15 protein-coding genes are annotated in these 12,690 nt (G+C 71.5%); 2 read left to right on the top strand and 13 right to left on the bottom strand.

Annotated features, from left to right (window positions below):
• Positions 1-197: 197 nt before the first annotated feature.
• Positions 198-893 carry a TerB family tellurite resistance protein gene (locus tag ACIRRH_RS00755; protein ID WP_403059698.1) on the bottom strand — a complete coding sequence of 232 codons (696 nt, stop codon included), beginning with the start codon at positions 891-893 and terminating at the stop codon, positions 198-200.
• A 239-nt stretch (positions 894-1,132) separates the two neighbouring features.
• On the bottom strand, positions 1,133-2,929 hold the full coding sequence (gene leuA, locus ACIRRH_RS00750) for a 2-isopropylmalate synthase (protein ID WP_403059695.1): 1,797 nt from the start codon (positions 2,927-2,929) through the stop codon (positions 1,133-1,135).
• Between the two features lie 340 nt (positions 2,930-3,269).
• Between leuA and ACIRRH_RS00745 the strand changes: the two genes are divergently transcribed.
• Positions 3,270-4,292: a M4 family metallopeptidase gene (locus ACIRRH_RS00745; protein ID WP_403059692.1), complete on the top strand. Its 1,023-nt coding sequence runs from the start codon at positions 3,270-3,272 to the stop codon at positions 4,290-4,292.
• Between the two features lie 104 nt (positions 4,293-4,396).
• Positions 4,397-4,663, top strand: coding sequence for a protealysin inhibitor emfourin (locus ACIRRH_RS00740; protein WP_049651101.1), 267 nt, complete (start codon positions 4,397-4,399; stop codon positions 4,661-4,663).
• Between the two features lie 63 nt (positions 4,664-4,726).
• Here ACIRRH_RS00740 and era read toward each other — a convergent pair whose 3' ends face one another.
• The 11 genes from era to ACIRRH_RS00685 all read right to left on the bottom strand — a co-directional run bounded on the left by era (position 4,727) and on the right by ACIRRH_RS00685 (position 12,592).
• The gene (era, locus tag ACIRRH_RS00735) at positions 4,727-5,656 is read right to left on the bottom strand and encodes a GTPase Era (protein ID WP_363392172.1); all 930 of its coding nucleotides are present in this window, start codon (positions 5,654-5,656) and stop codon (positions 4,727-4,729) included.
• 69 nt (positions 5,657-5,725) lie between these two features.
• Positions 5,726-5,893, bottom strand: a complete 168-nt coding sequence (locus ACIRRH_RS00730) for a hypothetical protein (RefSeq protein WP_224279455.1) — start codon at positions 5,891-5,893, stop codon at positions 5,726-5,728.
• Between the two features lie 136 nt (positions 5,894-6,029).
• Positions 6,030-6,383, bottom strand: a complete 354-nt coding sequence (locus ACIRRH_RS00725) for a cytidine deaminase (protein ID WP_189917993.1) — start codon at positions 6,381-6,383, stop codon at positions 6,030-6,032.
• A 28-nt stretch (positions 6,384-6,411) separates the two neighbouring features.
• Entirely contained in the window at positions 6,412-6,966 is a 555-nt protein-coding gene (locus tag ACIRRH_RS00720) for a DUF4383 domain-containing protein (protein WP_403059686.1), read from the bottom strand.
• A gap of 47 nt (positions 6,967-7,013) precedes the next feature.
• Positions 7,014-7,250, bottom strand: a complete 237-nt coding sequence (locus ACIRRH_RS00715) for a hypothetical protein (protein ID WP_403059683.1) — start codon at positions 7,248-7,250, stop codon at positions 7,014-7,016.
• A 33-nt stretch (positions 7,251-7,283) separates the two neighbouring features.
• On the bottom strand, positions 7,284-8,609 hold the full coding sequence (locus tag ACIRRH_RS00710) for a hemolysin family protein (RefSeq protein WP_403059680.1): 1,326 nt from the start codon (positions 8,607-8,609) through the stop codon (positions 7,284-7,286).
• Between the two features lie 19 nt (positions 8,610-8,628).
• Positions 8,629-9,123: an rRNA maturation RNase YbeY gene (ybeY, locus tag ACIRRH_RS00705; RefSeq protein ID WP_030061268.1), complete on the bottom strand. Its 495-nt coding sequence runs from the start codon at positions 9,121-9,123 to the stop codon at positions 8,629-8,631.
• Positions 9,124-9,137: 14 nt separating this feature from the next.
• Complete coding sequence (locus tag ACIRRH_RS00700; RefSeq protein WP_403061066.1) at positions 9,138-10,169, bottom strand: PhoH family protein; 1,032 nt, start codon at positions 10,167-10,169, stop codon at positions 9,138-9,140.
• Positions 10,170-10,555: 386 nt separating this feature from the next.
• Complete coding sequence (locus tag ACIRRH_RS00695; RefSeq protein WP_224279446.1) at positions 10,556-11,479, bottom strand: ribonuclease Z; 924 nt, start codon at positions 11,477-11,479, stop codon at positions 10,556-10,558.
• 6 nt (positions 11,480-11,485) lie between these two features.
• A complete protein-coding gene (locus tag ACIRRH_RS00690; RefSeq protein WP_403059676.1) occupies positions 11,486-11,839 on the bottom strand; it encodes a histidine triad nucleotide-binding protein in 354 nt (117 codons plus the stop codon).
• 51 nt (positions 11,840-11,890) lie between these two features.
• On the bottom strand, positions 11,891-12,592 hold the full coding sequence (locus tag ACIRRH_RS00685; protein ID WP_403059673.1) for an RDD family protein: 702 nt from the start codon (positions 12,590-12,592) through the stop codon (positions 11,891-11,893).
• Positions 12,593-12,690: the final 98 nt, after the last annotated feature.

Below are 12,690 nucleotides of genomic sequence, written 5' to 3'. Positions count from 1 at the left end.
GCGCCGGACGGCCGTCCTCGCCCGCGCCGGGCGCCGGACAGCCGTGTTGCCCGCACCGGCGGCCGTGGGGGAGGACCACTGCGGTGCGGGTCACGGCGGGCCGGGGTGGGGAGTCCGGGCCCGTTGTGGGGGATTCGGAGGTGGTCTTCGGATCGTCGGAGGTGCAAACGGCGCCGCTGGGCGGGCAGCGGGCGGCGCTACTTGTACGGCGCCCTGGTCGCCGCCTCCAGCAGCGCTCCGACCCGGGACTGCGGCAGGTCCAGACAGCGCCCGACCGCGGCCAGTGCCTCGCGCTCCTGCGGCAGGTAGCGCCCGTCCGCGAGCGCGATCGCCGCGCCCTGCAGCAGCAGCCGCTCGCGGCCGTGGTGGGCCAGGTGCGGGGTGAGCGGTTCGAGCACCGCGTGCAGTTCGACGGCCAGGCCGCCGAACTCCCCCAGCCTCCGGCTGGGAGGTGTCCCCGGTTCGCGGGCGTCGTAGAGCTCGCCGCCGAGCCCGGAGAGCGCGGCGAGCGCCGCCAGCACCTGGGCCTCGCCACAGTCCTCGAAGCCGGCCTCGCGCACCGCCGCGCAGGCCGCCTCGCGGGCCGCCGGGTGGGCGGTGCCGCCGGCCGCGAGCAGGGCCAGCGCGATGGTGTACTGGGCGTCCCGCAGCATCGCGCCGAGGCGCACGCAGGTGGGCTGCTCCAGACTCTCGACGCCGTACCGGCCGTGGCAGCTGGTGCACTGCACGCTGTCGACCACCGGGCCGAGCGGGACCACCGGCGTCCCCAGCAACCGCAGCCACCGCCGGCCGTGCTGCCGGCGGTAGTTGCGGTCCCCGCCACAGCCCGGGCAGAAGAAGTCACCGAGAACGTCAGTCCGCCATCGCGGGCGAACACCCCACAACCTGGTCACGGCGCCACTCCCCAGACATGGCAGGCGGCCTGCTCGACAATGGGCAGGTCACGCGACCGGACACCGAGGCCGTCCCACCGACCCGGCTTTCCGGTGGATCGATGTTGCCACGGTTACCGGCACGTGTCAGTACCTCGAACGGCTTCCGATTCGAAAAAATGTGGCGCAGGCCACAACGCCCGGCGGAGACGGCGAAGGGCCGCCCCGCGGGACGGCCCTTCGTGCACCACCCGTTCGAATTAACCGCGCTGCGAGCGGTTGACGGCGCTGATCATGGCCTTCAGCGAGGCCAGCACGGTGTTGCCGTCGATGCCCACGCCCCACAGCACCTTGCCGTCCACCGCGCACTCCACGTACGCGGCGGCCTGGGCGTCGCCGCCCTCGCTCAGTGCGTGCTCGGCGTAGTCCAGGACGCGCACGTCCACGCCGATCCGGGCCAGCGCGTCGGCGAAGGCCGAGACCGGGCCGTTGCCGGTACCGGTCAGGGTCACCGGGGCGCCGTCCACCAGGGCCTCGGCGGTCAGCGCGTCCCGGCCGTCCTCGGTGGTCAGGGTGCGCGAGCCGCTCAGCGAGATCCGGCCCCACGGGTTGCCGGTGGTCGGCAGGTACTCGTCCTCGAAGACCCGCCAGATCTCGGCCGGGCTGACCTCGCCGCCCTCGGCGTCGGTCTTGGCCTGGATGATCCGGGAGAACTCGATCTGCATCCGGCGCGGCAGGTCCAGCTTGTGGTCGTTCTTCAGCACGTACGCCACGCCACCCTTGCCGGACTGGCTGTTGACCCGGATGACCGCCTCGTAGGTGCGGCCGACGTCCTTCGGGTCGATCGGCAGGTACGGCACGCCCCAGGTGTGCTCGTCCACCGGCACGCCCGCGGCCGCGGCGTCCGCCTCCAGGACGTCGAAGCCCTTCTTGATGGCGTCCTGGTGCGAGCCCGAGAAGGAGGTGTACACCAGGTCGCCGGCGTACGGGTGGCGCGGGTGCACCTCCATCTGGTTGCAGTACTCGGCGGTGCGGCGTACCTCGTCGATGTCGGAGAAGTCGATCTGCGGGTCGATGCCCTGCGAGAACAGGTTCATCCCCAGCGTCACCAGGTCGACGTTGCCGGTCCGCTCGCCCTGACCGAACAGGCAGCCCTCGATGCGGTCGGCACCCGCCATGTAGGACAGCTCGGCGGAGGCGACGGCGGTGCCGCGGTCGTTGTGCGGGTGCACCGACAGGCAGACGAACTCGCGCCGGGACAGGTGGCGCGACATCCACTCGAACTGGTCGGCCTGCACGTTCGGGGTGGCCCGCTCGACGGTGGCGGGCAGGTTCAGGATGATCTCGCGGCCCTCGCCCGGCTGCCAGACGTCCATGACCGCCTCGCAGACCTCCAGCGCGAAGTCCAGCTCGGTGTCGACGAAGATCTCCGGCGAGTACTGGTAGCCGAAGACGGTGTCCTCGCCCAGCAGCTTCTCCGCGTACTCCATCACCAGCCGGGTGCCCTCGGTGGCGATCGCCCTGGTGGCCGCCTTGTCGTTGCGGAACACCACCCGGCGGAACAGCGGCGCGGTCGCGTTGTACAGGTGGACGGTCGCCCGCGGGGCGCCGACCAGCGACTCGACGGTCTTCTCGATCAGCTCCTCGCGGGCCTGCGTCAGCACCGAGATGGTGACGTCCTCGGGGATCGCCCCCTCCTCGATCAGCGACCGCACGAAGGCGTGGTCGGTGGCCCCGGAGGAGGGGAAGCCGACCTCGATCTCCTTGTAGCCCATCTTCACCAGCAGGTCGAACATCATGCGCTTGCGGGCGGGCGACATCGGGTCGATCAGCGCCTGGTTGCCGTCCCGCAGGTCGGTGGAGAGCCAGCGCGGCGCCTTGGTGATCACCTTGTCCGGCCAGGTGCGGTCCGGCAGGTCGACGGTGCCGAACGGCAGGTAGCGCCCGTACCGCATGCCCGAGGGCCGCTGGCGCACCGAGGCGGCGGTGATCGGGGTCGGGCGGTCGACGAAGGGGCGGCCGGCGGGGACGGGCGCGGCGGAGTTCTGCTCGGTCATGGAGGTGACTCGGCTTCCTGTGATGCGTGGTGCGGGCGGGTCGGGGGTGGTCAACACCTGGTCAACACCGACTGGCCGGCCTCTGCTGCCGCTGGCGACACACCGTCGGATCGCCGATCGCGCACAGCTCGTTCCCCGCGGCGAGGGAGCCGGCCCCAGTGGACTACAGGCCCTCGACGCGGCAGCTAAGAAGAAGCAGCCCGTTGCGCATGATGGCCCCAGCGTAACCCAGCACCGCGCGCCCCCGAAGTGATCCGGGCTTCCGTTCCACCCCTTGAGACACCGGCCGGTCATGTCAAAGGTGGTGACAACCGGTCATCGAGGCCTCACCCTGGGCCACATGACTGCAGCAGTACCGATCTGCACGATCGTCCCGCCGTACGTCCTGGACCGCCTCGCCGAGGCCGGTCACGAGCCCGCCGTCCGCTCCCTGGCCCTCGACGCCGCACACCGTGCGGCCCGTCTCTCCCCGCCCCCGCCCGTCGCCGGCGTCGCGGGGCTCAACCGGGTCATCTACGACGCCGGCCACGCCCAGCGGCTGCCCGGCCGCACCGTGCGCACCGAGGGCCTGGGCGCGTCCTCCGACAGCTCCGTCAACCACGCCTACGACGGCCTCGGCGCCACCTTCGCGCTCTACGCCGACGTCTTCGGCCGACACTCGATCGACGACCGGAACCTGCGGCTGGACGCCAGCGTCCACTACGGCCGCAACTACGACAACGCCTTCTGGAACGGCCACCAGATGGTGTTCGGCGACGGCGACAACGTGGTGTTCGGCGACTTCACCGCCTGCATCGACGTCATCGGCCACGAACTCACCCACGGCGTCACCCAGTTCACCGCCGGGCTGGAGTACCAGGACCAGCCCGGCGCGCTCAACGAGTCGGTCTCCGACGTCTTCGGCTCGCTGGTCAAGCAGTACTCGCTGCACCAGAGCGCCGCCGACGCCGACTGGCTGATCGGCGCCGGGCTGCTCGCCCCGGGCGTCCAGGGCGTGGCGCTGCGCTCGATGAAGGCGCCCGGCACCGCCTACGACGACCCGCAGCTCGGCAAGGACCCGCAGCCCGCGCACATGCGGGACTACGTGAACACCTCCCAGGACAACGGCGGGGTGCACATCAACTCCGGCATCCCCAACCACGCGTTCTACCTGCTGGCCACCGCGCTCGGCGGCTCGGCCTGGGAGCGCGCGGGGCGGATCTGGTACGACGCGCTGACCGGGCGCACGCTGCCCGCCGACGCCGACTTCACCGCCTTCGCCCGGGCCACCGTGGCCGCCGCCAAGGCCCGCTACCCCGACGACGGGTCGGTCGCGGACACCGTCACCGCCTCCTGGGCGCAGGTCGGGGTCAGCCCGGGGTGACGGAGCGCGTCTGAAGGGTGGTTGAGACCGGGTTGAGGCGGGCTTAAGGTCACGGTCCGGGAAAAGCCCGGCAAAACCCCTCCCTGCGTAGCACCATGGACACCATGCGTATCCAGGTGACCCGGACCGGCGGCTTCGCGGGGATCGTCCGCCAGGCGGAGATCGACACCGCCGACCGCACGGACGCCCCGCACGTGCACGCACTCGCCCGCGAGGCCGTCGCGGGCGGGCTGCGCGCACCCTCGTACGGGGTGCCGGACGGCTTCCACTACGAGATCACCGTCGACGGCCGGTCGGTGTACTGCGCCGACCCGAAGCTCACCGACTCCCAGCGGGAGCTGGTCTCCCTGGTGCTGCGCGAGGGTGCGTAGCACCGGGGAGGCCGGGCCCTCGGATTCCCGCCGGGGGTGAACTCCCTTGTCAGGAGACCCGGTTCAGAAGCCCAGCTTGCGCAGCTGCTTGGGGTCGCGCTGCCAGTCCTTGGCGACCTTGACGTGCAGGTCCAGGTAGACCGGCGTGCCGAGCAGCGCCTCGATGTGCTTGCGGGCGGTGGTGCCGACGTGCTTGAGCCGCGCGCCCTTGGCGCCGATCACGATCGCCTTCTGGCTCTGCCGCTCGATGTAGACGTTGGCGTGGATGTCCAGCAGCGGGCGGTCCGCCGGGCGGCCCTCGCGCGGCAGCATCTCCTCGACCACCACGGCCAGCGAGTGCGGCAGTTCGTCGCGCACGCCCTCCAGCGCGGCCTCGCGGATCAGCTCGGCGACCATGATCTGCTCGGGCTCGTCGGTGAGGTCGCCGTCCGGGTAGAGCTGGTCGCCCTCCGGCAGCAGCTTGGTGAGCAGGTCGGCGACCAGTTCCACCTGCTTGTCGCCCACGGCGGAGACCGGGATGATCTCGGCCCACTCGAAGCCCAGCTCGACACCGAGCTGCTGGATGGCGATCAGCTGCTCGGCCAGCCGCTTGGAGTCGACCAGGTCGGTCTTGGTGACGATGGCGACCTTCGGGGTCTTCTTGATCCCGGCGATCTCCTTGGCGATGAACTTGTCGCCGGGGCCGATCTTCTGGTCGGCGGGCAGGCAGAAGCCGATCACGTCGACCTCGGCCCAGGTGGTGCGGACCAGGTCGTTGAGGCGTTCGCCGAGCAGGGTGCGCGGCTTGTGCAGACCGGGGGTGTCGACCAGCACGAGCTGGGCGTCCGGGCGGTGCACGATGCCGCGCACGGTGTGCCGGGTGGTCTGCGGGCGGTCGGAGGTGATCGCGACCTTCGTCCCCACCAGGGCGTTGGTCAGGGTCGACTTGCCCGCGTTGGGCCGGCCGACGAAGCACGCGAACCCGGAGCGGTACGAGGAGGAAGGGGCATTCATGGACTCCATTCTCCCTGATCACCGGAGCCCCGCCGTCCAGGCCCCACCCCCGGGGTGCTCACGGCGCGCTCAGCCCTTCTTCCCGCCCTTGCCGCCGGTGGGGACGAGCGAGACCACCACCAGCACCAGCAGGAATCCGAGCGAGCCGAACAGCCAGAGCTCCGACCCGGTCTCCTGCCACTTGCCGAGCCCCATCACGAACAGCAGCAGCCCGGCGAAGAACGCCACCGCCCCCATGCCCCAGCCCCCTCACCGAGTCCACTCCCCCGGTGAGATTATCTGCCTGGCATGGGTGGAGACCATGCCGGCCGGTACGGTCACCGAAGGCCCGCCACGGGCCCCCGGCTGTCCCGCACGGGACCCACGACGGGCCTCAGCGCGCCTCGGCGGCCACCCGCAGCGCCCCGTCCGGCCCGGCCAGCAGCACCGGCGTCCCGGCTCCACCCAGGTCCCGTACGGCCGCCAGGTCCGCCTCGGCTGGCTGCTCCGCCTCGCTCACCACGGCGGCCGCCTCCAGCGACCTGGCGCCGCTGGCCACCGCCATCGCCACCGCCGTCTGGAGGGCGCTCAACCGCAGCGACTCCAGCGCGACCGTCCCGGCCACGTAGGTGCGTCCGGTCTCGTCACGCACCGCGGCCCCCTCGGCGACGCCGTTGCGGGCGCGGGCCGAGCGGGCCAGGGTGATGATCTTCTTGTCTTCGGGGTCGAGCTCGACGATGTCACTCATGCCGCCGAGCATAGGCACCTGTCAGGGGTCAGTGGCCGACCGGGTGGGTCGGCCCGGTGTTCGGGTTGAGGACCTTGACGAAGGTCTTCGCCGACCCGGACGGCAGCCCCTCCTCGCGCGAGATCCGCTTGCGCCAGAACGGGTTGTCGTGCGGCAGGTGGCTGCTCACCCGGCCGTACATCCCGAAGGTGGTCACGACGATCCCGAAGAGGAACGCGAACAGCACGTTCGACATCCGGAAGTTGAGGATGTTCGCATCCGGCCGCCCGAGCACCGCCAGCCCGTAGAAGCCGGACAGCACGAACAACAGGCCCACCGCCATGTTGAGGTTGGACGCGAAGTTCCCGCCGACCACCGCCCCGAGCACCAGGACCGCGCCCGCCACGATGGACAGGATGCTCAGCGCCCCGTTGGTCGACAGTCCGGCGATCCGGTCGCCGTGGGTGGCCAGGAAGCCGGGATGGTCGGCCAGCCCCAGAGACCCGAACACGATCAGGAAGATCCCCCCGAGCCCCGCCCCGACCCGCCACACCGAGGCGAGCCGTTTGTCGACGGTCGGCAGCAGTTTGTCTTGCAGCGTCATGGCGACCTCCAGAGCTCGGCCATGGTCAGGCTGTGCCTAGGGCGTGCCTAGCTGTAGGGGTGGCTCCCCTGCATGTGCGGCACCTCGTGCATGTAGAGCGAACCGCACTGCTGGCAGCAGCGCAGCCCGGTGCCCCACTCCTCCTCGGGTCGCGTCTCGGCGTCGTCGGACATCGTCCGGCCGCAGAGAGCCGTCGACAGGTCCTCGTCCCGCACCACGTGCCAGGACTTGGCTCCGCCGGCCGCCCCCTGCGGGCCGTACTCCGCCCGGAGTTTGTGCGTCATGCCCTCCATGGTCGCTCGGCGGCGGCCGGCCCGCTACTCGCCCGGGAGCTCCCCGGCCTCCTCGCCGCGGCGGGCGGGGGCGGCGACCATGGAGCCGATCCGGTTGCGGCGCCCCGCCGAGGACTCGGCGGTCAGCCGGATGCCGGTCAGGCCGCCCTCGACCGGTTCGGGCAGCGGGATCTCGCAGGACGAACCGGGGATCGGGACCCGGCCCAGGTGCTTGGCCAGCAGGCCGCCGACGGTCTCGACGTCCTCGTCCTCCAGCTCGATGCCGAACAGCTCGCCCAGGTCCTCCACCAGCAGCCGGGCGGTGATCCGGTACGAGCCGTCGCCGAGGTCCTCCACCGGGGCGATCTCCCGGTCGTACTCGTCGGTGATCTCGCCGACGATCTCCTCCAGGATGTCCTCGATGGTGACCAGGCCGGCCGTGCCGCCGTACTCGTCGATCACGATCGCCACGTGCGAACGGCGCTGCTGCATCTCGCGCAGCAGATCGCCGGCCGGCTTGGAGTCCGGGACGAAGACGGCCGGGCGCATCACCGCGCCCACCTCCTCGGACTCCGCCTCCCGGTTGATGTGGGTGCGCCGCACCAGGTCCTTGAGGTAGACGATGCCGACCACGTCGTCCTCGTTGTCGCCGACCACCGGGATGCGCGAGAAGCCCGAGCGCAGCGCCAGGGTGAGCGCCTGCCGGACGGTCTTGTGCCGCTCGATCATCACCAGGTCGGTGCGCGGCACCATCACCTCGCGCACGATGGTGTCGCCCAGCTCGAAGACCGAGTGCACCATCCGGCGCTCCTCGTCCTCGATCAGGTCGTCCTTCTCGGCGAGGTCCACCAGGGCCCGCAGCTCCGCCTCGGAGGCGAACGGACCCTCCCGGTAGCCCTTGCCCGGGGTCAGCGCGTTGCCGAGCAGGATCAGCAGCCGCGGGATCGGACCCAGCACCGCGGCCAGCGGCAGCAGCACGAAGGACGCCGCGGTCGCGGTGGTGAGCGGGTGCTGGCGCCCGATCGTGCGCGGCGAGACCCCCATCGCGACGAAGGACACCAGCACCATCACGCCGAACGCCAGCAGCACGGCCTGCCAGGTCGGGCTGACGTTGCGCACGCACACCACGGTGACCAGGACGGCCGCCGCCATCTCGCTGGCCACCCGGATCAGGGTGGCCAGGTTGAGGTAGCGGATCGGGTCGGAGGCGACGGTCAGCAGCCGCGCGGAGCCGCGCCGTCCGCTGCGCACCGCCTCCTCCGCCCGGAACCGGGAGACCCGGGAGATGCCCGCCTCGGCGCACGCGGCCAGCCAGCCGAGCACGACGAGCAGCACGGCGCCGAGGATGAAGCTCGTACTCTCACCACTCACAGGGGTTCGGGCTCCGCGCTCAGTGGGTGGTGGGGGCCGGGGAGATGCCGCCGAGGCCGCGGCCCGCCCGCCAGTCGTCCAGGATGCGCTTCTGGAGGGCGAACATCTCCTCCTCTTCCTCCGGCTCCTCGTGGTCGTAGCCGAGGACGTGCAGCACGCCGTGCACGGTGAGCAGCTGCAGCTCCTCGTCCATCGAGTGCTTGGAGGGGGCCGCCTTGCCCTGCTGCTCGGCGACCTCGGGGCAGAGCACGATGTCGCCGAGCAGGCCCTGCGGCAGCTCCTCGCCCTCCTTGCCGGGACGCAGCTCGTCCATCGGGAAGGACATCACGTCGGTGGGCCCGGGGAGGTCCATCCACTGGATGTGCAGCTCCTCCATCGCCGCACCGTCCACCAGGATCACGGACAGTTCGGACTGCGGGTGGATCCGCATCTTGTCCAGTGCGAAGCGGGCGACGTCGAGGATGGCTTCCTCGTCGGCGTCCCAACCGGACTCGTTGGCGATGTCGATCGACATGACGGGCTGTGTGCTCAGCTTTCGGTGCGATGGGACTGTCGGGGTGCGCGGAGCGCGGTGGCCTTGCCGGGGCGCCGCTGGGCGGGCTTGCGGGCCGCCGGGGCGACCTCCTCGGCCTCCTGGCGGGCGTCCCAGCGCTCGTAGGCGTCCACGATCCGGCCGACCAGCTTGTGGCGGACCACGTCGGTGCTGGTGAGGACGGAGAAGTGGATGTCCGGCACGTCGGCCAGGATCTCCTGGACGACCTTGAGACCGCTACGGGTACCACTCGGGAGGTCGATCTGGGTGGTGTCGCCGGTGACCACCACCCGGGAGTTGAACCCGAGGCGGGTGAGGAACATCTTGATCTGCTCGGGCGAGGTGTTCTGGGCCTCGTCGAGGATGATGAAGGCGTCGTTGAGGGTCCGACCGCGCATGTACGCGAGCGGCGCGACCTCGATGGTGCCGGACGCCATCAGGCGTGGGATCGAGTCCGGGTCGATCATGTCGTGCAGCGCGTCGTACAGCGGGCGCAGGTACGGGTCGATCTTCTCGTAGAGGGTGCCGGGCAGGAAGCCCAGCCGCTCGCCCGCCTCGACCGCCGGACGGGTCAGGATGATCCGGTTGACCTCCTTGGCCTGGAGGGCCTGGACGGCCTTGGCCATCGCCAGGTAGGTCTTGCCGGTGCCGGCCGGGCCGAGGCCGAAGGTGATCGTGTGCCTGTCGATCGCGTCGACGTAGCGCTGCTGGTTGAGGGTCTTGGGGCGGATCGTGCGGCCGCGGTTGGACAGGATGTTCGCGGTGAACACCTGGGACGGGGCCGGGGAGTCCGGGTCCTCCTCCTGGCTGCGGAGCATGGCGATCGAGCGCTCCACGGCGTCCTCCGTCAGGGGCTGGCCGGTGCGCAGCACCAGCATCATCTCGTTGAAGAGCCGCTGCACGAGGGCGACCTCGGCCCGGACTCCGGTGGCGGTCACCTCGTTGCCGCGCACGTGGATGTCGGCGGCGGGGAAGCCCTGCTCGATCACGCGCAGCAGCGAGTCCGCGGTGCCGAGCAGGGTGACCATCGGGTGCTTCTCAGGGATGACGATCCGGGCGCTGACACGGCCGTCGTCGGCCGGGTCGGGGCGCGACTGTCCGTTGGTACGGGTCTGCGATGTGTCACTCATAGGTCGGCGCTGGGGCCTGCCTCATCCCATCCGTGGTGTCGGGTGCCGCTCGGTGTCTCCGGGGCACCAGGGTACGCCGCGAGCGTGATCGCCGTGGCGGGCGGCGGGGCCGCACCCGATGATGCTGCGGCAGTTCGGGGGCCGACGCGAACCCTTTTTCCCGCCGTTCACGACGTTCACGACGTTCACAGCGCTCGCGGCGCGCCTGCTCTTCCCGGCGCTCACGGCGTTCGCGGCGTGCAAGGCGTGCAAGGCGTGCAAGGCGCTCACGGCGTGCAGGGCGTTCACGACGGGCGGCGGGCCGGGACGGGCACCCGGTCGAGGTCGGCGGCCAGCACCAGCTCCCCGTCGAAGTGCTTGCGGGCGTCGGCCAGGTGCTGGCCGAGGTCCGGGTAGCGCTGGGAGAAGTGGGTCAGCACCAGGGTGCGCACCCCGGCCTCGGCGGCGACCTTGGCGGCCTGTCCGGCGGTGAGGTGGCCGTGCTCCTCGGCGAGGCGGGCGTCGGCGTCGGTGAAGGTCGCCTCGACCACCAGCAGGTCGGTGCCCTCGGCGAGCCGGTGCACGCCCTCGCACAGCCGGGTGTCCATCACGAAGGCGAACTTCTGGCCCGGCCGCGGCTCGCTGACCTCGCCCAGGGTGACGGTGCGGCCGTCCACCTCGATCGCACCCTCGTGCTGGAGCCGGCCCACCGCCGGCCCGTGCACGCCGAGCGCGGCGAGCCTCTCCGGCACCAGCCGGCGGCCGTCGGGCTCGGACAGCCGGTAGCCGAAGGACTCCACCGGGTGGTCCAGCCGGACGGCGTCCAGCGCGAAGCGGGCGCCGGGCGCGGGCAGCGGCCCGGGCTCGTCGATCGGCCGGGGCCGCAGCACGGCGGTCTCGTGGTAGGCGGTGGAGTGCCGCAGCCGCTCGAAGTAGACCTCGCCGGAGGCCGGGAAGTAGACGTCGACCGGGTGCGGGACGCGGTCGAGGTTGATCCGCTGGATCACCCCGGCGAGGCCCAGGCAGTGGTCACCGTGGAAGTGGGTGACCGCGATCCGGGTGATCTGGGTGGCCGTGACCCCGGCGTGCAGCATCTGGCGCTGGGTGCCCTCGCCGGGGTCGAACAGCAGGCCCTCGCCGTCCCAGCGCAGCAGGTAGCCGTTGTGGTTGCGGTGCCGGGTGGGCACCTGGCTGGCGGTGCCGAGGACGACGAGTTCGCGCTGGGACACGTGCGGTCAGACCATGCGCTCGGTCATCGACATGCCGCCGAGTACGTGGACGTGCGCGTGGAAGACGGTCTGCCCGGCGCCCGCACCGGTGTTGAAGATCAGCCGGTAGTCCTCGATGCCCTCGTCCCTGGCCACCGCGCCCGCCTCGGCGAGCAGCTCGCCGGCGATCTCCGGCTCGGCGGCGGCCAGCGCGGCCGCGTTCGGGTAGTGCACGTGCGGGATCACCAGGACGTGCACGGGCGCCTTGGGGGCGATGTCGCGGAAGGCGAGGGTGCGCTCGCCCTTGCGCACCACGGTCGCCGGGATCTCGCCTGCCACGATCTTGCAGAACAGGCAGTCGGGCTGCGGCTCGCCGGCCATGGTTCTCTCCTCGGGATCGGTACGTGGGTGGTGGGGCCGTACGGGCGCAGCCTAGCCGAGCGAGGCTACGGCCTGCTGGTACTCCTGGAGGTGCTTCCAGCGCACCGCGCGCATGCCGACGACGTCTCCTTCGTCCGTGTCGAAGTCCTCGGTGAGGAAGGCGACCGCGAGGATGACGAAACCGATCAGCCAGCGCCTGGTGAGCCGCCACGTGTTCGGCCGCATCACGCCCTTGCGGCGCACCACCCGCATCGCCATGATCCCCTTGCCCACGCTGAAGCCGGTCAGCCGGGCGAGCACCACCTGGTTGAGGAAGGACGCGGCGAGGCCGACCACCAGCAGCGCCACGAAGTAGGGCACCACCGGCCCACCGCTCTGCACGGCGTGGCCGGCCACGTGCCCGGTCTTCGGGCGGCTCGCGGCGTTGGCGGCGACGAAGCCGAGGCCGATCGCGAACAGCCAGTCCAGCACGATCGCCAGGAACCGCCGGCCGCCGCCCGCCTCCTTGGGGCAGGGCGGCAGCGCCCGCCGCGGCTGCTCCGGCTGCGGGTAGGGGTTCGGGTACGGCTGCGCGTACCCCTGCGGTGCGGGTGCCTGCGGCTGCGCGTACCCCTGCGGTGCGTACCCCTGCAGCGGGTACGGCTGTGCCGGCGGGTACGGCTGCTGCGCCTGCGGGTACGGCTGTGCCGGCGGCTGCGGCTGCTGTGCGTAAGGATTCTGGCCGTACTGCGGCGGCGGGTAGCCCTGCGCCATCTGGTTCCCCCGTGAGCTGTGGATCAAGAAACAGCCCCGCATCCTACCCACGCCCCCGCGCTCCGGAGCAGGAGGTCGGACGGGCCGACTTCCTGCTC

It is taken from the genome of Kitasatospora sp. NPDC101235 (genome assembly GCF_044767505.1).
Classification (GTDB): Bacteria; Actinomycetota; Actinomycetes; order Streptomycetales; family Streptomycetaceae; genus Kitasatospora.
The sequence above is the reverse complement of the archived record's forward strand: the minus strand, read 5'-3'. Positions and strand labels throughout refer to the sequence as shown.